Genomic DNA, 18,973 nt, shown 5'->3' with positions numbered 1-18,973 from the left:
CCCGGCGGGCGCGGCGCGGCGCGGCCGGGCGGGTTGCGGCCCGGCCGGCGCGGTCAGGCAGTTGCCGCGGCCGCGGCCCGACCAGCGGTGCGACCGGAGAACAAGCAGCCGCCCAGGAAGGTGCCCTCCAGGGAGTTGTAGCCGTGCATGCCGCCGCCGCCGAAGCCCGCGACTTCGCCGGCCGCGTACACGCCCGGCAGGGGTGAGCCGTCGGCCTGCAGGACCCGGGCCGAGAGGTCGGTGTGCAGGCCGCCCAGGGTCTTGCGGGTGAGGATGTTGAGCCGGACGGCGATCAGCGGGCCCGCCGCCGGGTCCAGCAGCCGGTGCGGCGACGCCACCCGGATCAGCCGGTCGCCGCGGTAGCGCCGGGCCCCGTGGATGGCGGTGACCTGTGCGTCCTTGCTGAACGGGTTGGTCAGCTCGCGGTCGCGGGATTCGATCGTGCGGCGTACCGCCTCCAGCTCCAGAGCCGGGCCGTCGCTCTCCGCGGCCAGCTTGTTCATGCCGGTGACCAGCTCGTCCAACGTCGGCGCCACGACGAAGTCGGCGCCGTGCTGCTTGAAGGCCTCCACCGGCGGGGTCGCGCCGGCCCGGACCCGGCCCAGCACCTGCCGGATGCTCTTGTTCGTCAGGTCGGGATTCTGCTCCGAGCCCGACAGGGCGAACTCCTTCTCGATGATCTTCTGGGTCAGCACGAACCAGCTGTAGTCGTAGCCGGTGGCCATCAGGTGTTTCAGCGTGCCGAGCGTGTCGAAGCCGGGGAACAGCGGCGCCGGCAGCCGGCGGCCGGTCGCGTCCAGCCACAGCGACGACGGGCCGGGCAGGATGCGGATGCCGTGCTGCGGCCAGATCGGGTCCCAGTTGCGCAGGCCCTCGACGTAGTGCCACATCCGGTCCGGGTTGACGACGCGCCCGCCGGCCTGCTCGGTGATGCCCAGCATCCGGCCGTCCACGTGGGCCGGGACGCCGGCGACCATCCGCTTGGGCGGGGCCCCGAGCCGGGCCGGCCAGGCCTTGCGGACCAGGTCGTGGTCGCCGCCGATGCCGCCCGACGTGACGATCACCGCCTGCGCCTCGTACGCGAAATCGCCGGTCTCCTCCCGTGAGCTGGACTCGCCGCGCCGGACCCCGCTGGCCGCCAGCGTGCGTCCCCGCACCCCGGTGACCACCCCGCCGGTCTTGACCAGGCCGTCCACCCGGTGCCGGAAGCCGAAGTGCACCAGGCCCCGCTCGGCCGCCGCGCGCACCCGGCGCTCGAACGGCTCGACCAGCCCCGGTCCGGTCCCCCAGGTCAGGTGGAAACGCGGCACCGAGTTGCCGTGCCCCTCGGCGGAGCCGCCACCGCGCTCGGCCCAGCCGACCACCGGGAACAGCCGGTGCCCCATGGCCCGCAGCCAGGCCCGCTTCTCGCCGGCGGCGAAGTCCACGTACGCCCGGGCCCACTGCCGCGGCCAGTGGTCCTCCTCGCGGTCGAACGCCGCGCTGCCCAGCCAGTCCTGCCAGGCCAGCTCGACCGAGTCGCGCACGCCCATCCGGCGCTGCTCCGGCGAGTCGACCAGGAACAGGCCCCCGAACGACCAGAACGCCTGCCCGCCCAGGCTCTGCTCGGGTTCCTGGTCGAGCAGCAGCACCCGGCGGCCCGCGTCGGCGAGCTCGGCGGTCGCCGCCAGCCCGGCGAGTCCCGCCCCGACCACGATCACATCTGCGTCCATGTCCTCACGCTAGGCATCACCGTGCCAAGATGGTGGTCCACCGAGGCGGATTTCCGCCCGCGCTTTATCACCGGGGTGACAAAACTGTGCCCGACGCCTTCCTCGACATCGAGCCGCGCGTCGCGGACCTGCCGGCCGGCGTCGGCGAGCGGCTCCGGACCGAGCGGGCGGCGTTGCGCGAGCGGGTGCTCCGCACGATGCGTACGGCGATGAGCGCTCAGGGCCGGTCGCTCACCGGTGGCCAGGGGCGCGGCCTCACGCTGGGGGTCGAGACGGCGGTGGACGCCTTCGTCGGGGCGGTGGCCGAGCCGGCCCGGGAGCTCGCGGGACCCCGGGCGGTGTTCGTCGGGTTGGGCCGCACGGAGTTCCGCGAGGGTCACGACATCGACGCGCTGCGCTCGATCCTCACCCTGGGCGGGCGCGCCATCTGGGCGTACCTGGTCGAGCGGGAGCTGCCCCCGGCCGTGCTGTACGTGCTGGCCTCGGCTCTGTTCGGCTTCATCGACGCGCTCGCCGGGGCGGCGGCCGAGGGATACCTCGACGAGCAGCGCCAGCACGGCCGCGACTGGGACACCACCCGGCGCCGGCTGATCACGCTGCTCGTGCAGCCGGACCCGCCCGGCGGCGCGGCGATCGCGGCCGCCGCGGACGCGGCCCGCTGGCCCGTGCCGGCCTCGGTGGCGGTGGTCAGCGTGGAGGGCACCGACGGCGAGCAGCTGGCCCGGCGGGCGGGCAGCGGCACGATCGCCACGGTCATCGCCGACGCCACCCGGCTGATCCTGCCCGAGCCGGCCACCCCGGGCCGGCTCGCGCACCTGACGGCCGCGCTGGCCGGCCAGCGGGCGGCGCTGGGACCGGCGGTTCCGCTGGGTGAGGCCCGGTTGTCGTACCGGTTGTCGCGCCGGGCCCTGCAGTTGCAGCAGGCGGGGATGCTGCCGGCCGAGGCGCTGCTGCACTGCGACGAGCACCTGGTCACGCTGGTCACGGCCTGGGAGCCGGGGCTGAGCGACCGGCTCGCGGACCGGTGGCTGGCGCCGCTGCAACCGCTCGCCCCGGCGGACCGCGAGGTGCTGTCCGCGACCCTGCTGGCCTGGCTCCGGGCCCAGGGACAGGTGCTCGCCGCGGCGGCCGCCCTGCCGGCGCACCCGCAGACCGTGCGGTACAGGATGCGCAAGCTCCGGCGGCTGTTCGGCGACTCCCTGGACGATCCCGACGCGCGGCTGGCCCTGCAGCTCGCCCTGCACCAGCAGCGCCTGGACGCTCGCGTATGCAGTGTGGAGTCCCGCGGATAGCCTGCGTCGCACCGCACCGGTTGACTGATCACATGGACACACTGAGGGTGGCGGCACTGCTGGCGGCGACCATGACCACCGGACTCATGGCGGGCGTCTACGGCCTCTACCAGCACACCGTCATGCCGGGGCTGGGCAGCACCGACGACCGCACGTTCATCGGCGCGTTCCAGGCCGTCGACCGGGCCATCATCAACCCGTGGTTCATGACCGGCTTCGTCGGGGCGGTGCTGTGCACGGCCGTGGCCGCCGGGCTCAACACCGACCGGCGCCTGCTGCCGTGGCTGCTCGTGGCGGTCGTCCTGAACGCCCTGGTGGCGGTCATCACCGTGGCGGTGCACGTACCGCTCAACGACGCGCTCAAGGCGGCCGGCGACCCGGACCGGATCACCGACCTGGCCGGGATCCGCGAGCACTTCGACGCGGCCCGCTGGACGACCTGGAACCTGGTCCGCGCGCTGGCCACCACGGCGGCGTTCGGCTGCCTGTGCTGGGCGCTGGTCGTCCGCGGGCAGGTCCGCTGACCTCAGGCCGGTACGGCCAGCGCCCGCGCCGGGCCTTCGGTGAGCACCCGGCCCGCCTCGGCGGCGGGCAGCGGGCGGGACAGGAAGAAGCCCTGGGCCAGGTCGCAGCCGAGTTCCCGCAGGATCGCGAGCTGGGCGGCGTCCTCGATGCCCTCGGCGACGGTGGTCATGCCGAGGCTGCGGGCCAGCCGCACGATCGTCCGGACCAGTGCCTCGTCCTCGCGGTCGCCGCCGAGCCGGTCCACGAAGGAGCGATCGATCTTCAGCACGTCCATCGGGAAGCGGCCCAGGTACGCCAGGGACGAGTAGCCCGTACCGAAGTCGTCCATGGCCAGGGTGACGCCCAGCGCCTTCAGCCGCTGCAGCTGGGTGAGGTTCTCGTCGGTGTCGGTGAGCAGCACGCTCTCGGTCATCTCCAGGCACAGCTGGTCCACCGGCATGCCGGTCCCGGCCAGCACCTCGGCGACCATCTCGGACAGGTCGCCGTCGTCGAACTGCCGGACCGACACGTTGACGGCCATCTTGAGCCGGCGGGTGCTGCCCGCGCCCCAGGCCACCGCCTGCCGGCAGGCCTCGGTCAGCACCCAGCGGCCGAGCGGCACGATCAGGCCGGTCGCCTCGGCGATGCCGATGAAGTCCAGCGGGGACACCATGCCGCGGGTCGGGTGGTGCCAGCGGACCAGCGCCTCGAAACCGACGATCTCGCCGGTACGCAGGTCGACGGTGGGCTGGTAGTGCAGGGCCAGTTCCCCGCGGTCCAGGGCGAGGCGCAGGTCGGCCTCCAGCTCGAGCCGCTGCACCAGCCCGGCGAGCATCTCCGGGTCGTACGCGGCCAGCCCGGCCCCGCCGGCCGCCTTGGCCCGGTACATCGCCAGGTCGGCGTTGCGCAGCAGCTGGTCGATGTCGCCGGCGTCGGCGCCGCAGGCCAGCCCGATGCTGACCGCCACGCGCAGGTCCCGCTCCCCGACCCGGACCGGCTCCTCCAGGGCCGCCGTGATGCGCCCGGCGACGCTCTCCGCGTCGGCGCGCGCAGTGGGTGATTCGATGACCACGCCGAACTCGTCGCCGCCGAAACGGGCCACGGTGTCACCGTCGCGGACGGCGGTGCGCAGCCGGTCGGCGATCCGCACCAGCAGGGCGTCACCGGCGGCGTGCCCGAGACTGTCGTTGATCTCCTTGAAGCCGTCCAGGTCGAGCAGCAGCACGGCGACGCCGTCGCCGCCGGGGTCGCGGGACAGGGCCTCGACGGCCCGCTCGCGGAACAGCGCCCGGCTGGCCAGCCCGGTCAGCGCGTCGTGGTACGCCTCGTGCACGAGCTGTTCCTGCAGCTCGGTGGCGTCGTGGATGTCGCGGGTGTTGAGCACGTAGCCGCGGACCGACGGGTCGTGCACGAGGTTGGTGATCGTCATCTCGGCGAGCCGGATCCGGCCGTCGCGGTGCCGCAGCGGCACCTCGGCCACCACGACCCCGAGCGGCTGGTCGCGGACCGACTCCAGGGCGGCGGCGAGCCGGGGTGCGGCGCGGCGCCCGGCCACGTCGAGCAGCTTGAGGCCGAGCAGCACCGAGGCCGGATAGCCGAAGATCCGTTCCACCGACTCGCTCTGGAACCGGATGGTGGAGTCGGCGTCGATCACCGCGACCGATTCCGAGCTCTGCATCACGAGGGCACGGAAGCGCAGCTCGCTGGCCTGCAGGTCGGCGGTGCGCTTGGCCACCCGGGCCTCCAGGTGCCGGGTCAGGTGCCGGTTCTCCAGCAGGGTCAGCAGCTGGCGGGCGATGATCAGCACGATGAGCAGGGTCCGGCAGCCGGCGAAGAACGGATCCGCCTCACCGGACACGGCGTAGTGGACGACGCTGCACCCCAGCGCGGCGAGCACGGCCGCGTACGGCAGCAGGATCGCGTACGACTTCCGGTCGCCCGGGTCGTCGCCGTCCGGGCCGGGCTCGTCCGTGGCGGTGCCGGGGCGCAGCGCGGCCAGCAGGACCAGGGCGAAGCCCGCGAACCAGCCGATGTCGAGGATGCCGCCGGAACGGTAGTCGTGGTGCAGGTACACGTACAGGTAGGCGCTGTCGGCGACGCCGAGCGTGACCGTGGCACCCACGATGAGCAGCAGCGGCCTGGTGTCCCGGCCGCCACGGCGCAGCCGGGCCAGCACGTAGAGCGCCACGGTGACCAGCACGACGTCGCCGATCGGGTAGCCGATCAGCACGAGACGGCCGAGCCGGCTGTCGGCGCCCGCGGCGAGCAGCGGCGCCAGCACGACGATCCAGCTCACCAGCAGCAGCGAGGCGGCGATCATCAGCCCGTCGACGATGCTGCGGATCCGGTGCGCCACCGACTGCCGGCCCACCGGGACCGCCAGCAGACCGGCCGCGACCAGCGGGACCATGGCGAGGTAGCCGAGGTCGGGCAGCCCGGGGAACAGGACCTCGCGGCCCTGGACCACCTCCGTGAACGTCCAGCAGGCCTCGCCGGCGCAGTACGCGAGCGCGCCCAGGCCGATGGCGGCCCACGCCACGACCATCCGGCCGCACCGTCGCGCGGCGCGGAGCAGGCAGGCCAGGCCGGCGACCAGGGTCATCAGGACCGTGCCGACGTCGGAGACCGCCCGGGTCACGGCGTCGCCGCCCAGCCCGGTGGCCATCCAGGCGGCGAACACGGCCACGGTGACGCCGACCACGACGGTGGCGGAAGGCCGGTGCCTGACCGTCATCAGAGCCCTCCCCCGCCTCCGGTCACCACCTGGCGGGGTGACGTCACCGTCGAGATCGGGCGGGCGGCCGGTCACCTGAGAAGTTCGGTGCCCGGCTTGCCCTCGGCGGCCCGGGCGGCCGGCGTCGGTCGTCACAACCGGGCCCGGCCGTGATGTCTCAGGTCCGGGGTTCGCCGAACGATGGACAGGCTGCGATTCCCGACCGGGAGCGACAGGCTGGAGGAACGGGCGATGGTTCCGCGTACGGGCAGACGGACCGCCCCGCCGGTGCCGATGGCACTGCTGCGGGACCGCGGCATGCGGGCGCTGCTGGCCGTCGCTGTGCTCGGCGCCGCCTGGTACGCCTGGCCGGTGGCCGGCCTGCCCGTCCTGATCGCCGGCTACTGGCCCGTCCAGGTCGCCCTCGACGTGGTCCTGGCCCTCGGCTCGTGGCGGGTCCACCGGCACCCGGACGCGTCGGCCCCCACCCGCCGGTTCTGGCGGGCGATGACCATCGCCGCGGTCCTGTTCACCGTCGGCGACCTCGTCCAGACGGTGCAGTCGGCGAACGATCTGACGGTGACCGGGCTGGTCAGCGGCAACGTGCACCTGGTCTTCATCGTCGCCGGCGTCTCGGTGCCGCTGTGGGCGATGCTGACCCACCCGATCCGGGCCACCGGCCGGCAACGCCTGGTGTTCTGGCTGGACGCGGCCACCGTGATGACCGCCGCCGCCGGTTTCATCTGGTCGTTCATGCTCAGCGCGGTGGTCGGCGCGGCGATCAGCCTGGTGCTGCTCAACGGCGTGCTCGCCGCCCTCATGCTGATCCTGTTCTTCGGCATCACCAAGCTGATCCTCGGTGGCGAGGCACCGTTCCGGCCGGTCGCGGCCGGCATCGCCCTGGTCGGCGTGGCCCTGACCGCGCTCGGCGTCGGCGTGGACGGCCTCGCCGCGAGCGCCAACCCGGCGGTGTTCATGCTGTCGAGCTTCGTCCCCTGCGTGATCATGGCGGCCTGCCCGCGGGCGCAGACAGTGGAGATGCAGCTCGCCGCCACCGCCCCGCCGCGCTCCCGGCGGCGGCCGTTCAGCCTGCTGCCGTACGCGGCAGCGCTGGCGACCTACGCCGCGGGCCTGTTCAGCCTGGCCCAGGACGGGCTGTCGGTCCGCAGCTGGGGGCTGGTCCTCGGCTCGCTGCTGGTCACGCTGGTGGTGCTGGGCCGGCAGATCACCTCGTTCGTCGACAACGCGGTACTGCTGCGCCGGCTCGGCGAGCAGGAGAGCCGGTTCCGCTCGCTGATCCAGCACTCCTCCGACCTCACGGTGATCACCGACCGGCAGGGCCGGACGACGTTCACCAGCCCGGCGGTGACCCGGATGCTGGGGTACACGCCCGAGGAGCTGCTCGGCACGGCCCTGCGCGACCTGCTGCATCCCGAGGATCTGCCGGCCGCCGGGACCGGCGCTTCCTGGCAGGGCCGGGTACGCCACAAGGACGGCTCCTGGCGCTGGCTCGACGTGGTGGCCACCGACCGGCACGACGACCCCAGCGTGCGCGGGCTCATCTCCAACGCCCGTGACATCACCGACGCCCGCGCGTTCCAGGAGCAGCTGCACTTCGAGGCCACCCATGACGCGCTGACCGGCCTGGCCAACCGCACCCTGTTCCACCGCCGGATCGCCGAGGCGGCCGGGCAGCCGGACGCCGGGGCGCTCGCCGGGGTCCTCGCCGTCGACCTGGACGACTTCAAAATCATCAACGACACGCTCGGGCACCACGTGGGCGACCGGGTGCTGGTCACGGCGGCCGAACGGCTGCGGGGCTGTGTGCGGGCCGGCAGCGACACGGTGGCCCGGCTCGGCGGCGACGAGTTCGCCGTGATCCTGACCGGCACGACGCCGGCCGAGGCCGCGGCCACCGCCGAGCGGATCGTCGCCGCGCTCACCGAGCCGGTCACGGTCGAGGGTCACGTGCTGGTCGTCCGGGCCAGTGTCGGCGTCGCAACCGGCCCCGGCGGCCAGGCGCGCACGTTGCTGCGCGCCGCCGACGCCGCGATGTACGAGGCGAAGCGCAGCGGCAAGGGCACGATGGCCGTCGCCGGCAGCTGAACACGGCACGAGCCGCCCGGCAGGCCCGCCGGGCGGCTCGTGAGCACAGTGGACGACGCTCAGCGCAGCTTCACGTCGAAGATCTTGTCCGCGGCCAGGGTACGGAACGCGGTCAGGGCCGTCTTCGTGCTGTCGATGCTGATGTCGCGGTCACCCTGGTCGTCGCGCTTGGTGTCGAAGTAGACGATCGCCTTGATCCCCGGGCGCTTCTTGAGCTCGGGCAGGACGCTGCGGAAACCGGCGGCCTTGTCGGTGACCTTGCCGACGCGGTGGTAGACGCCCCACTCCGCAACCATGACCGGCTTGCTCGCGTGCTTGGTGGCGGCCCAGTCGTACCAGCCGAGGCCACCGTCGGCGGGCTTGCGGTCGAGCAGGTCATCGAACAGGCCGAAGTGGTAGTAGCCCTTCTCGGCGCTCACGTACGAGTCGAGGCCCATCCAGTCGACGACGTCGTCACCCGGGTAGAGGTCCTTCCACCACGACTGCGCCATCCACTTCTCGTTGCCCATGTAGGCCATGACGTTGATCGCGTTGGTGACACCCTTGGCCCGCAGGCGCAGGATCGTGTGGCGGTACATGGCGGCGAAGTCCTTGGCCTCCCAGCCGGAGCCGGCCTTGGCCACGACGTCGTTCTCCGGCTCGTGGTTCAGCACGAGGAAGAACTTCTCCGGGAAGCTCGTCTTGATCCGGGCGGCGAAACGGTCGATGCGCGCGTCCTGCTCACCCTTGGCGACCTTGGCCCAGTTCGAGCCGTACGCGATCTTCCAGTTCAGCAGCAGCACGCGCGGCTTGGCGGCGTCGCGGGCCATGGCCATCTCGGACTGGGTCGGGAACGGCTCGTCACCCTTGTGGTACGCGTGGAAGATGCTCGCGGTGCGGCCGCTGAGCTTCTCCCAGTCCTTGAGCGCCTCGTCGCGCGGCGCGTCGGTGAAGCCACCGGCGGCGGCCCCCCACAGCACGCCGCAGCTCGGCACGAGCTTGGCGCCGGTGACGCAGTCACCCTGGGGCGGGTCGATCGGCGCGGGCTGGGTCGGGGTGGTCTGGGTGGGGGCGGGCTGGGTGGGGGCAGGCTCGGTGGGGGTGGTCGGGGCCGGCTCGGGCTGGGCCGGGGCGGTGGTGGCCGGGGTGGTGGGCTCGGCGGCCGGCGGCGGCATGTCCTCGTCCTCGATCGGCGTGGCCGGCGGCACGGCCGGGGCCGAGTGCACGGCAGCGGTGGAGATCGTCAGCACCGGGCCGCCCCACTTGCCCTCGGCGGAGCGCAGGCGGGTGACCGCGTTCGACGCCGACGACTGCACGGCGAAGGAGTAGGTGCCGGGGCCGGTGACCGCGGCGCCGAGGTCGAAGGACAGCTCCTCCGCGTCGGCGGACGGGGTGGCGGACGCGACGACCGCACCCGGCGCGGGGGCGTTGCCCGAGGTGAGGCGCTGCTCGGTCCAGCCGTTGCCGGCCACCCGGCTCACCGACACCTTGCCGGCCACGTCACCCACGGTGATCAGCCGCAGCCGGGCGCCGGTGACCTGCGTACCCGCGGGGACCAGGAACTTCAGGAAGGCGATCTTGGTGTCACCGTCGAGGCGGCCGATCGACAGCTTGTCCTCGGCGCCGAAGGTGGCGTCCTTGCGGCCGCTGGACACGTACGTGTCGTCACCGGCGGTGAGCTTCAGCTCCGGGGCGGCGGCGGCCGCCGCGGGCGCCGAGGCGACCAGCGCGGTGCCGGCACCGGCCACCAGGGCGGCCAGGGCGGTCACGGACTTCTGCAGCTTCTTGCGACGCAATTCGGATCTCCCCCGCGTGTGTCCGGCCGCGTCTCGGCCGGGCATGCAGCAAAGATTCCGGGGCGTACGGTGCGGGCACCGTGCCCGTGCGGGTGCCGCCCGGTTGCGAACGAGCCGAACGGCGGGACTTGAGGATTCCGCGGACCGGCCCGCGCGCGATCCGCCCGGCGCCGCCCTATGCTCCGGCAGGTGATCATCGTCCGTTCGGACCCGGCCGGCGCCACCCGCGCCGGCCGCGGCCCACGAGCCTGAGGAGCGCCGTGTCCGTCGTTGATCTCGCCCTGCGTGCCGCCCCCGTCATCGACGGGCACAACGACCTGCCGATGGCCTTGCGCGAGCGCGCCGGCTACCGCGTCGACGGCCTGGCCGCGGACCGGCCCGAGTTCCACACCGACATCGCCCGGCTGCGCGCCGGCGGCGTCGGCGGCCAGTTCTGGTCCGTGTACGTGCCCTCCGACCTGCGTGAACCCGAGGCGGTGGTGGCGACCATGGAGCAGATCGACGCGGTGTACCGGCTCGTGGCCGCGTACCCCGGGGATCTCGCTGTCGCGTACTCGGCCGACGACGTCGAGGCGGCCCAGCGCGGCGGGCGGATCGCCTCCCTGATCGGCATCGAGGGCGGGCACAGCCTGGCCACCTCGCTCGGGGTGCTGCGGGCGTTCGCGCGTCTCGGGGTGCGCTACGTGACGCTGACCCACAACCACAACACGTCGTGGGCGGACTCGGCGGCCGACGTACCGGCGGTGGGCGGGCTGGACGACGAGGGCCGGGCCATCGTGGCGGAGATGCAGCGCATCGGCGTGCTGGCCGACCTGTCCCACGTCGCGACCAGCACCATGCACGCGGCGCTGGACGTGGCCACCGCCCCGGTGATCTTCAGCCACTCGTCGGCCCGGGCCCTCACCGACCACCGGCGCAACGTCGACGACGAGGTCCTGGTCCGGCTGCGGGACAACGGCGGCGTCTGCATGGTCGCGTTCGTACCGGTCTTCGTCTCGGAGCAGGTCGTGGCCTGGACCGCCGCCGCGGACGCGGAATGGCAGCGGCTCGGGCTGCCGGCCGCGCAGGCACCCTGGCCCAGCGCTCCCCGGCCGGGCCGCGAGGCGGAGCCGGTCCCGCGTACCGGTGGGGGATCTTTCGGCACGGCCCTGCCCGGCGGTGACGTGCCGCCGCCGGAGCCGTTCCGGGCCTGGCTGGCCGAGCACCCCCGGCCGGAGGCGACGATCGCCCAGGTGGCCGACCACGTCGAGCACGTACGGGCAGTGGCCGGGGTGGACCACGTCGGGCTCGGCGGCGACTACGACGGTTGCGACCGGCTGCCGGTGGGGCTCGAGGACGTGTCGGGATATCCGCGGCTGCTGGAGGAACTGGCCGGGCGGGGCTGGGGCCAGGAGGAGCTGGAGAAGCTCACCGGGCGCAATGTGCTGCGGGTGCTGCGGGAGACGGAGGAGGCGGCTCAGGAGCCACTGTGGCCGCTCTCCCCCGCCCGGTAGCCGCACCGGTAGCACAGCGGTGCCTCGGCCGAATGGCCGAGGCGGCGCGGGGTGGATCTCCGGCCCGCGCCGGATACCCGCTGTTGACGGCACCCGCGACGCTCCCTGTAGCGCCGCGCTCCCGCGGCGCGGACACGGGGGAACAGTCATGGCAGCGAACGTCAGGATCATGCGGCCCAGCCGGCGCGCCCTGCTGCGCGGCGGCCTGCTGGCCGTGGCCGGGGCGGGAATGGGCGTGCTGGGGGCCAGCGAGATACCGCGCTGGTGCGGGTGGGACCGGCCACCGCTGGGCGGCGGCTACGCGGCGGCCGCGGACACGCCGGCCGCCGCCCGGCACGCCGACGTGACCGTGCGGTACTACGCCCGGACCACCGAACCGGTGGTGGCGCTCACCTTCGACGACGGGCCGGGGCCGCGGTGGACGCCGATGGTGCTGGACACGCTGGAGGCGGCCGGGGTGCCGGCCACGTTCTTCATGGTGGGGCGCAACCTGCGCGAGCACGCCGGGCTGGTCCGCGGGCGGCTGGACCGCCACGAGGTCGGCAACCACTCCTGGTCGCACGACGACCTGGCCACCCTCGACCTGGCCGGGGTCACCGCCGAGCTGACCCGGACCCACGAGGTGATCCACGAGGTCACCGGCCGGGCGCCGGCGTTGATGCGGCCACCGTACGGCCACCTGGGCGGATCGACCCTGCTGGCGGCCGACTCGCTGGGCTACGACATCGTGCTGTGGTCCCAGCAGATGCGCGAACGGGCCTTCGCCGACGACCCGGACGCCCAGGTCCGCGCGATCGTCGACGGGGTCCGCCCGGGTGACATCGTGCTGGCCCACGACGTCGGCGCGGACCGGCGGCTGGTGGCTCTGCGGCGGCTCGGGGCGATGATCGAGGGACTGCGGGCCCGCGGCTTCCGCTTCACGACGGTCTCCGAGCTCGTCGCTACCGCCGCCGGTAGCCCCACGATGCCGCCCGTGGCGCGTGGGCGGGTGCACTAATCACGGCCCTGCCAGGTGGTGACGCACGCTTCGTTGCCCTCGGGGTCCGCGAGGATCCAGAACGACGGCGCGCGGGCCTCGGACAGCAGGATGCCGCCGGCGCCCAGAGCGGCCCGGATCCGCGCCGGCGCCTCGTCGTGCGGCACCGAGACGTCCAGGTGCAGCCGGTTGCGGTGGACCCGCGGGCCGGTCATCTGCTGGAACCAGAGCGCCGGGCCCTGGGCGAGCGGGTCGACGATCGGGTCGCGCGGGCCGCCACCGCCCGGCTCGTCGGCGTAGCCGAGCACGGCCTTCCAGAACGGCCGGATCGCCGCGATGTCCCGCGCGTCGACCGCGATCTCCAGCGCCTGCACCGACCGGCGGCCGTCGGCGTCCGGCGTCAGCGGCAGGCCCATCTCCGCGGCCGTGGTGGCGATCACGCGGGCGTGGGCCAGCTCCCGGGCGGTCAGCCCGGCCGGGTCCGGCGGATGCAGGGTCAGCTCCAGCCGTCCGGGCCGCAGGTCGAGCCACAGGCACTCGTCGGCGCCGGCGCCGCAGGCCCGGATCAGCTCGGTGGCGACCTCGGCGACCTGCCACAGCGGACCCAGCCGCATCGAGGCGCGCAGGGTGCCCAGGACGTAGCGCCAGCCGAGCTCGCCGACCGCCGCCGAGATGTGGGCGGCGCTGAGCGCCGCGCCGTCGCCGATCGTCTCCTCGGTCATCCCGGCATGGTCTCATCCCGGCCGGGCGCCCGGGGCTGACGACCGTCAGGAGCAGGTGACGTTCCAGTTGTAGAAATGCACGGTGCCGTTGGCACAATGGTAGTCGTACTCGTAAGTGCAGGTGCTCCCCGGGGAAATTGCGGTCTCCCGCACGCGCTGGTGAATCACCTGTGGCGCATCGGCCTTCCACAGGGCCCTGTAGTGGGCTTTACTGTCGCTCTCGTAATGGTCGCCGCTCTGGAAATCCCACACATATTCGTACCTTCTGTTGTCCGTGAAGTTGTAGTTGCCACTCGGTGTCGTCGTGACGTTGTAGACGCCGTGGGCCTGCACGCAGAACGTCCCGAACCCGAAGTCCTGGCAATAATTCTCGTGGTACGTCTGGGCGCCGTCGGCGGGAGTTGCGGTGGCCGGCACCGCTGGGGACAGAATGGCGGCGCCGCAGAGCAGGGAAGCGGCAATGGTCAGACTTCGTTTTCCGAGGTTCATGGTGTTCTCCTGTGGGTAAGTCGGACGATTGAGCAGCTTCGAATGGGTGAACGGCTGCCCCGGGTGACCCTACTCGTCGTCTTATCGGGGGGGTCAGGCGATGCGCTGATTCCGCATGCCCGAAGCGGTTTGTCAGACCGTTGGGAAACCGTTTGTCGCGGGAGGTCAGGCCAGGCCGGCGTCGTGGACCAGGAGGGCGATCTGGACGCGGTTGTTCAGGTTGAGCTTGACCATCAACCGGGAGACGTGCGCCTTGACCGTCGCGACGCTCATGAACAACTCCGTGGCGATCTCCGCGTTCGCGCGGCCCTGGCCCAGCAGCAACGCGACCTCCCGCTCACGCTCGCTGAGGCCTTCGAGCGCGGTCAGCGCCCGTTGCCGTCCGCCGTTGGCCTCCGGGGCCGCCACGTGGGCGATCAGGCGGCGGGTCACCGCCGGTGACAGCATCGCCTCGCCCTGGGCCACCCGGCGCACCGCGTGCAGGATCTCCACCGGCGGGGTGTCCTTCAGCAGGAAGCCGCTGGCCCCGGCCCGCAGGGCGCGCAGCACGAACTCGTCGGCGTCGAAGGTGGTCAGCACGATCACCTCCGGCGCGCTCGGGCGGCGGCGCAGCGATTCGGTGGCGGCCAGGCCGTCGACGCGGGGCATGCGGATGTCCATCAGCACCACGTCCGGGCGGTGGGTGGCCACCGCCGCCGGGACATCGCTGCCGTCGGCGGCCTCGCCCACCACGGCGATGTCGTCGGCGCCGGAGAGGATCATCGTCAGGCCGGCCCGGACCAGGGCGTCGTCGTCGACGATCAGCACGCGGAGCGGGACGTTCACTGCGCCGCTCCCGGGCCGCCCCACGGCAGCCAGGCGGAGAGGGTGAACTCGCCGTCGGCGCCGCGGCCGGAGGTGAGCCGGCCGCCGGCCAGGGTGGCCCGTTCGGCCAGGCCGACCAGGCCGGTCCCGGTGCCCGGGATCGGCACGGCCGGGCGCGAGCCGATCGGGGCCGGGTTGCGGATGTCGATAGTCAGGCCGCTGCCGGGAGTGCCGGTCACGCAGACGCGGACAGCGGTGCCGGGTGCGTGCTTGCGGGCGTTGGTGAGACCCTCCTGCACGATCCGGTACGCCGCCCGCCCGGTCCCCGCCGGCACCTCGGCCGCGTCGTCGACAGAGAGCTCGAGGTGGACCTTGATGCCGGCCGCCCGGGACTCGTCGGCGAGCGCGGGCAGCTCGGCCAGGGTGGGCTGGGGGCGTTCGGGGGCGTCGCCGGCGGCCGGCTCGCGCAGCACGCCGATGACCTCGCGCAGGTCCTGCAGGGCCTGGTGGGCGCTGGCCCGGATCACGCCCGCGGCCCCCGCGACCTCGGCCGGGGCGGCGCCGGGGTGGATCTCCAGCGCGCCGGCGTGCAGGCTCAGCAGGGAGATCCGGTGGGCCAGCACGTCGTGCATCTCCCGGGCGATGCGGGTGCGTTCCATCGCGCGGGCCTGACTGACGCGCAGCTGCTGCTCGGACTCGGCCCGCTCGGCGCGGTCCCGCAGCGACATCACCAGCTGCCGGCGGGACCGGACGACCATGCCCCAGAGCAGGGTGATCGCCAGGAAGACGGTGCTCCAGGCGAGCGACTCGACGATGCTGGTGCCGGCCTCCGGGCGCAGCAGGCAGAAGGTGAAGTTGGCCGCCAGCGAGCCGGCGGCGATCAGCGCGGTCACCCCGAAGCGGCGGTGCACGGCCAGCGTGAACAACAAGATGATCGAGGCGAGGGCGGCCGCCACGGAGAAGGCCGCGCCCACCGTCGCGCACACGGCGAGCTGCACCGGCAAGCGGCGGCGCCACCACAGCGAGACCGCGAGGGCCACCCCGGCGATGAGGTCCGCCCAGGCCAGCCACAGCGGGGTGCCGGCCCACTGCGGGATGACATCCGGGTTCGGCTGGAGCTGGTCGGTGCCCGCCAGCAGCGCCCAGCTCACGGCGATGAGGAAGCACAGGGAATCGACGACCCAGTCGCGGGTCGAGCGGCGGGCGCGCTCGTGCTCGGCCGTGTCCCAGAGCTGCGCCGGCTGCAGCCAGTGGTACTCCGGTGACCGGCCGGCCCGTGACACGGTCAGCTCCCCCACGGCCGTCATGCTACGGGTGGGCGGCCCGGGCCCGATACCGACCAAAGTCGAAAGCGCTCCGGGCTCAGGTCGCCTCGCGCGGCTTCTCCTCGGAGGGCTCGTCCTTGAGGTACATGTACCAGTACGAGGTGGCGACGAAGACGACCGCGCCGACCAGGTTGCCCAGGAACGCCAGCAGCCAGTTCCGCAGGGTGTCGTCCCAGCCCAGGCCCGGGACCCCGGCGAAGATCGCGGCCGGCAGGAAGAACATGTTGGCCACGACGTGGTCGAAGCCCATCGCCACGAACGCCATGATCGGGAAGAAGATCGCCAGGATCTTGCCCGAGACGTTGTCGGCGGCCAGGGAGACCCAGACCGCGAGGCAGACCAGCCAGTTGCAGCCGACCGCCCGCAGGAAGATCTGCCAGTTGCTCTCGTGCAGGCCCTTGGCCTCGGCGATCCCGGCGAGCCGGTCGTAGGTCATCGCGCCCGAGGTGCCGGCGTCGCTGCCGAGGTGGCCGATCACGCCGGTCTGCACGGCCAGGAAGTACGCGACGAAGACGGCCCCGATGACGTTGCCGATCAGCACCAGGGTGAGGTTGCGCAGGATGTCGCCCCAGGTGAGCCGGCCCTGCATGGCGCTGATCGGGATCAGCAGCATGTTGCCGGTGAGCAGGTGCGAGCCGGCGATCAGGACCAGCACCAGGCCGAGCGTGAACGCCGCGCCGGTGAACAGGGTGGGCAGGCTGCCCCAGATCTTCGGGTCGAGCCCGGACGACACGGCGATGGCGACGAGCCCGCCGAAGGCGATGTACGCGCCGGCGAGGAACGACCCCACCAGCGTCTTGTCCCACCGCAGATCGGATTTCTTGACGCCGGCCGCCACCGCGGTGTGGGCGATGTCCGACGGTTCCTTGATCGCCATCGTGTGCTCCCGCCTGCCTGTGTGCCACGCGCATACCCGTCGATGGCCCGGCTACTCCTGCGAGGTGCACCGACCAAAGTCGTAGCGGGGGCTAGACCAAGGTTCGCGGACACCGACCGGCGGCCGACGCGCCCGGCCGGCCGGCGACGGCACGCTGAGAGGCATGATCACGGTCGAACATCTGAGCAAGCGGTACGGGAGCCACCCGGCCGTCGACGACGTGTCGTTCACCTGCGAGCCGGGCACGGTGACCGGCTTCCTCGGTCCCAACGGCGCCGGCAAGTCCACCACGATGCGGATGATCTGCGGGCTGACGCCGCCCACCGCGGGCACCGCCACGATCGACGGGCAGCCGTACCGGCGGCTGGGCAATCCGGGCCGGCGGATCGGGGTGCTGCTGGACGCGTCCGCGCAGCACGCCGGGCGCACCGGGCGGGAGATCCTGACGCTGGCCGCGCTGACCATGGGCGTCGACAAGCGGAGGGTCGACGAGAGCCTGGAGCGGGTCGGGCTGAACAGCACGGCCGCGAAACGGCGGGTCAAGGCGTACTCGCTGGGCATGCGGCAGCGGCTGGGGCTCGCGTACGCGATGCTCGGCGATCCCGGCATCCTGATCCTCGACGAGCCGGCCAACGGCCTCGACCCGGAGGGCATCTACTGGATGCGCGGGCTGCTGCGGAACTTCGCCGACGCGGGCGGCACGGTGCTGCTCTCCTCGCACCTGCTGCGGGAGGTGGAAGCGGTCGCCGACAAGCTGGTCGTCATCGGCGGCGGGCGGATCGTGGCCCAGGGCGACAAGGCCGAGCTGCTGGCCGCGTCGGGCACGGTGGTACGGGCGCTGGACATGGCGGCGCTGGAGACGGTGCTGCGGCGCATCGGGCATCCCGGCACGAGGACGACCGACGGGGGCGTCGTCGTGCAGGCCGATGCGGAGATCATCGGGCGGGCGGCGGCCGACGCCGGTCTCGTCCTGCTGGAGTTGCGGCCGGCCGGCAGCGGCGGGCTCGAGCAGATGTTCCTGACCCTGACCGCCGGTGACTCCGTGAAGGAGGCTGTCCGATGACCGCCGTGCAGACAGCGCCGGCCGCGGCGCCCGGTGGTGCTCCCGCGTCCGCGGGACGCCGTACGGGGATCCCGCTGGCCCGGCTCACCCTGGTCGAGCTGCGCAAGCTGGCCGACACCCGGTCGGGCCTGTGGTTGTTGATCGTGATCGCGCTGGCCGCGGCCGGCGCGGTCGCGCTCGTGCTCGCCGCCGCGCCGGACGACGAGCAGGTCTTCTCCGGGCTGTTCGCCTTCGGCCTGGTGCCGGCCGCCGTGCTGTTGCCGGTGCTGGGCATCCTGTCGATGACCAGCGAGTGGTCGCAGCGCACGGCGCTGACCACCTTCACGTTGTCCCCGGCCCGGGGCCGGGTGCTGGCGGCGAAGCTGATCGCCGCGGTGCTGATCGCCGTCGCGACCACGGCGGCGGCGGCCGCGCTGGCCGCGGCGGGCAATCTGATCGCCATCGGTACGGGCGGCGACGGCAGCTGGCACATCGAGGCCGCGATGGTCGGTCAGCTGCTGGTCAACCAGGTGGTGTTCGTGCTGATGGGCTCGGCGTTCGGCGCGCTGCTCATGAACTCGCCGCTGGCCATCGTCCTGTACTTCGCCATCCCGACGCTCTGGTCGGTGCTCGGCGGCATGGTGAAGTGGCTGCACACGGCGGCCGGGTGGGTCGACATCAACGTGACCTCGATGCCGCTGAGCGAGCCGGGCATGACCGGTGACCAGTGGGTCCGCTTCGGGGTGGCCGCCCTGGTCTGGGTGGCGCTGCCGCTGGTGGCCGGCACGGTCCGGGTGCTGCGCCGCGAGGTGTCCTGAGCTGTTCCTCGCCGGTCCGGGCGGTTAGGGTCGATCCATGCCGATCGGTCCCCAGCCGCCCGGCCGGCGGGGCACCGTCGGCGAGCCGTACAGCGCGTTGAACCTGCGGCTGGTGCTGGCCGCCTTCGGTTTCGTGGTGTGCACGGTGCTCGCGATCGTGCTGTGGCGCCAGGGCTGGACGGTGCCGGGCTGGCTGCTCGCGGCCTGGGCGCTGGCCGCCGTGGTGGACATGGTGGTGGTGCAGCTGCGGCGGCGGGCGCGGCGCCGCGAGGACGGCGGCCGGCGGCATTCCCTCTTCGAGTAGCCCGCGTCTTGCCCCTTTTCG

General features: G+C 73.2%; 16 protein-coding genes. 8 read left to right on the top strand and 8 right to left on the bottom strand.

Annotation, left to right across the window (positions count from 1 at the left end; genetic code table 11):
* Positions 1 to 53 precede the first annotated feature (53 nt).
* Positions 54 to 1,712, bottom strand: a complete 1,659-nt coding sequence (locus ACWEOZ_RS30955) for an FAD-binding dehydrogenase (RefSeq protein ID WP_451914191.1) — start codon at positions 1,710 to 1,712, stop codon at positions 54 to 56.
* Positions 1,713 to 1,798: 86 nt separating this feature from the next.
* Here ACWEOZ_RS30955 and ACWEOZ_RS30950 point away from each other — a divergent pair, with 86 nt between their 5' ends.
* Together ACWEOZ_RS30950 and ACWEOZ_RS30945 are read left to right on the top strand one after the other, a co-directional pair.
* A complete protein-coding gene (locus ACWEOZ_RS30950; RefSeq protein WP_451914190.1) occupies positions 1,799 to 3,004 on the top strand; it encodes a helix-turn-helix domain-containing protein in 1,206 nt (401 codons plus the stop codon).
* Between the two features lie 32 nt (positions 3,005 to 3,036).
* Positions 3,037 to 3,528 (top strand): anthrone oxygenase family protein, encoded by a 492-nt coding sequence (locus tag ACWEOZ_RS30945; protein ID WP_451914189.1) that lies wholly within the window; start codon positions 3,037 to 3,039, stop codon positions 3,526 to 3,528.
* A 2-nt stretch (positions 3,529 to 3,530) separates the two neighbouring features.
* On the opposite strand, the gene ACWEOZ_RS30940 is transcribed toward ACWEOZ_RS30945, so the two are convergent.
* Positions 3,531 to 6,242: a putative bifunctional diguanylate cyclase/phosphodiesterase gene (locus ACWEOZ_RS30940; protein WP_451914188.1), complete on the bottom strand. Its 2,712-nt coding sequence runs from the start codon at positions 6,240 to 6,242 to the stop codon at positions 3,531 to 3,533.
* 231 nt (positions 6,243 to 6,473) lie between these two features.
* Between ACWEOZ_RS30940 and ACWEOZ_RS30935 the strand changes: the two genes are divergently transcribed.
* Positions 6,474 to 8,327 (top strand): diguanylate cyclase domain-containing protein, encoded by a 1,854-nt coding sequence (locus tag ACWEOZ_RS30935; RefSeq protein ID WP_451914187.1) that lies wholly within the window; start codon positions 6,474 to 6,476, stop codon positions 8,325 to 8,327.
* A gap of 59 nt (positions 8,328 to 8,386) precedes the next feature.
* On the opposite strand, the gene ACWEOZ_RS30930 is transcribed toward ACWEOZ_RS30935, so the two are convergent.
* Positions 8,387 to 10,102, bottom strand: a complete 1,716-nt coding sequence (locus ACWEOZ_RS30930; protein ID WP_451914186.1) for a CBM96 family carbohydrate-binding protein — start codon at positions 10,100 to 10,102, stop codon at positions 8,387 to 8,389.
* Positions 10,103 to 10,362: 260 nt separating this feature from the next.
* Here ACWEOZ_RS30930 and ACWEOZ_RS30925 point away from each other — a divergent pair, with 260 nt between their 5' ends.
* Both ACWEOZ_RS30925 and ACWEOZ_RS30920 read left to right on the top strand, forming a co-directional pair.
* Positions 10,363 to 11,595, top strand: coding sequence for a dipeptidase (locus ACWEOZ_RS30925; protein WP_451914185.1), 1,233 nt, complete (start codon positions 10,363 to 10,365; stop codon positions 11,593 to 11,595).
* Positions 11,596 to 11,743: 148 nt separating this feature from the next.
* A complete protein-coding gene (locus ACWEOZ_RS30920) occupies positions 11,744 to 12,592 on the top strand; it encodes a polysaccharide deacetylase family protein (protein ID WP_451914184.1) in 849 nt (282 codons plus the stop codon).
* Here ACWEOZ_RS30920 and ACWEOZ_RS30915 read toward each other — a convergent pair.
* The 5 genes from ACWEOZ_RS30915 to ACWEOZ_RS30895 form a co-directional block, all read right to left on the bottom strand.
* Positions 12,589 to 13,293: a VOC family protein gene (locus ACWEOZ_RS30915; protein ID WP_451914183.1), complete on the bottom strand. Its 705-nt coding sequence runs from the start codon at positions 13,291 to 13,293 to the stop codon at positions 12,589 to 12,591. The genes ACWEOZ_RS30920 and ACWEOZ_RS30915 overlap by 4 nt on opposite strands.
* Positions 13,294 to 13,338: 45 nt before the next feature.
* Positions 13,339 to 13,782 carry a hypothetical protein gene (locus tag ACWEOZ_RS30910; RefSeq protein WP_451914182.1) on the bottom strand — a complete coding sequence of 148 codons (444 nt, stop codon included), beginning with the start codon at positions 13,780 to 13,782 and terminating at the stop codon, positions 13,339 to 13,341.
* Positions 13,783 to 13,947: 165 nt separating this feature from the next.
* Positions 13,948 to 14,544 carry a response regulator gene (locus ACWEOZ_RS30905; protein WP_451914194.1) on the bottom strand — a complete coding sequence of 199 codons (597 nt, stop codon included), beginning with the start codon at positions 14,542 to 14,544 and terminating at the stop codon, positions 13,948 to 13,950.
* Between the two features lie 59 nt (positions 14,545 to 14,603).
* Positions 14,604 to 15,884, bottom strand: coding sequence for a sensor histidine kinase (locus ACWEOZ_RS30900; protein WP_451914181.1), 1,281 nt, complete (start codon positions 15,882 to 15,884; stop codon positions 14,604 to 14,606).
* Positions 15,885 to 15,948: 64 nt separating this feature from the next.
* Positions 15,949 to 16,788: a formate/nitrite transporter family protein gene (locus ACWEOZ_RS30895; protein WP_451914180.1), complete on the bottom strand. Its 840-nt coding sequence runs from the start codon at positions 16,786 to 16,788 to the stop codon at positions 15,949 to 15,951.
* A 163-nt stretch (positions 16,789 to 16,951) separates the two neighbouring features.
* Between ACWEOZ_RS30895 and ACWEOZ_RS30890 the strand changes: the two genes are divergently transcribed.
* The 3 genes from ACWEOZ_RS30890 to ACWEOZ_RS30880 are packed head-to-tail and all read left to right on the top strand — an operon-like array spanning position 16,952 to position 18,952.
* Positions 16,952 to 17,851, top strand: a complete 900-nt coding sequence (locus tag ACWEOZ_RS30890) for an ABC transporter ATP-binding protein (RefSeq protein WP_451914179.1) — start codon at positions 16,952 to 16,954, stop codon at positions 17,849 to 17,851.
* Positions 17,848 to 18,648 (top strand): ABC transporter permease, encoded by an 801-nt coding sequence (locus ACWEOZ_RS30885; RefSeq protein WP_451914178.1) that lies wholly within the window; start codon positions 17,848 to 17,850, stop codon positions 18,646 to 18,648. The genes ACWEOZ_RS30890 and ACWEOZ_RS30885 overlap by 4 nt, the downstream gene beginning before the upstream one ends.
* 37 nt (positions 18,649 to 18,685) lie before the next feature.
* Positions 18,686 to 18,952 carry a hypothetical protein gene (locus tag ACWEOZ_RS30880; protein WP_451914177.1) on the top strand — a complete coding sequence of 89 codons (267 nt, stop codon included), beginning with the start codon at positions 18,686 to 18,688 and terminating at the stop codon, positions 18,950 to 18,952.
* Positions 18,953 to 18,973: the final 21 nt, after the last annotated feature.

It is taken from the genome of Actinoplanes sp. NPDC004185, from assembly GCF_053603475.1.
The sequence above is the reverse complement of the archived record's forward strand: the minus strand, read 5'-3'. Positions and strand labels throughout refer to the sequence as shown.

Bases quoted from the DNA above. Each gene is read 5' to 3' on its own strand.
- ACWEOZ_RS30955 (WP_451914191.1), bottom strand. From the start codon at position 1,712: ATGGACGCAGATGTGATCGTGGTCGGGGCGGGACTCGCCGGGCTGGCG.
- ACWEOZ_RS30945 (WP_451914189.1), top strand. From the start codon at position 3,037: ATGGACACACTGAGGGTGGCGGCACTGCTGGCGGCGACCATGACCACC.
- ACWEOZ_RS30940 (WP_451914188.1), bottom strand. From the start codon at position 6,242: ATGACGGTCAGGCACCGGCCTTCCGCCACCGTCGTGGTCGGCGTCACC.
- ACWEOZ_RS30935 (WP_451914187.1), top strand. From the start codon at position 6,474: ATGGTTCCGCGTACGGGCAGACGGACCGCCCCGCCGGTGCCGATGGCA.
- ACWEOZ_RS30920 (WP_451914184.1), top strand. From the start codon at position 11,744: ATGGCAGCGAACGTCAGGATCATGCGGCCCAGCCGGCGCGCCCTGCTG.
- ACWEOZ_RS30915 (WP_451914183.1), bottom strand. From the start codon at position 13,293: ATGACCGAGGAGACGATCGGCGACGGCGCGGCGCTCAGCGCCGCCCAC.
- ACWEOZ_RS30910 (WP_451914182.1), bottom strand. From the start codon at position 13,782: ATGAACCTCGGAAAACGAAGTCTGACCATTGCCGCTTCCCTGCTCTGC.
- ACWEOZ_RS30905 (WP_451914194.1), bottom strand. From the start codon at position 14,544: ATGATCCTCTCCGGCGCCGACGACATCGCCGTGGTGGGCGAGGCCGCC.
- ACWEOZ_RS30895 (WP_451914180.1), bottom strand. From the start codon at position 16,788: ATGGCGATCAAGGAACCGTCGGACATCGCCCACACCGCGGTGGCGGCC.
- ACWEOZ_RS30890 (WP_451914179.1), top strand. From the start codon at position 16,952: ATGATCACGGTCGAACATCTGAGCAAGCGGTACGGGAGCCACCCGGCC.
- ACWEOZ_RS30885 (WP_451914178.1), top strand. From the start codon at position 17,848: ATGACCGCCGTGCAGACAGCGCCGGCCGCGGCGCCCGGTGGTGCTCCC.
- ACWEOZ_RS30880 (WP_451914177.1), top strand. From the start codon at position 18,686: ATGCCGATCGGTCCCCAGCCGCCCGGCCGGCGGGGCACCGTCGGCGAG.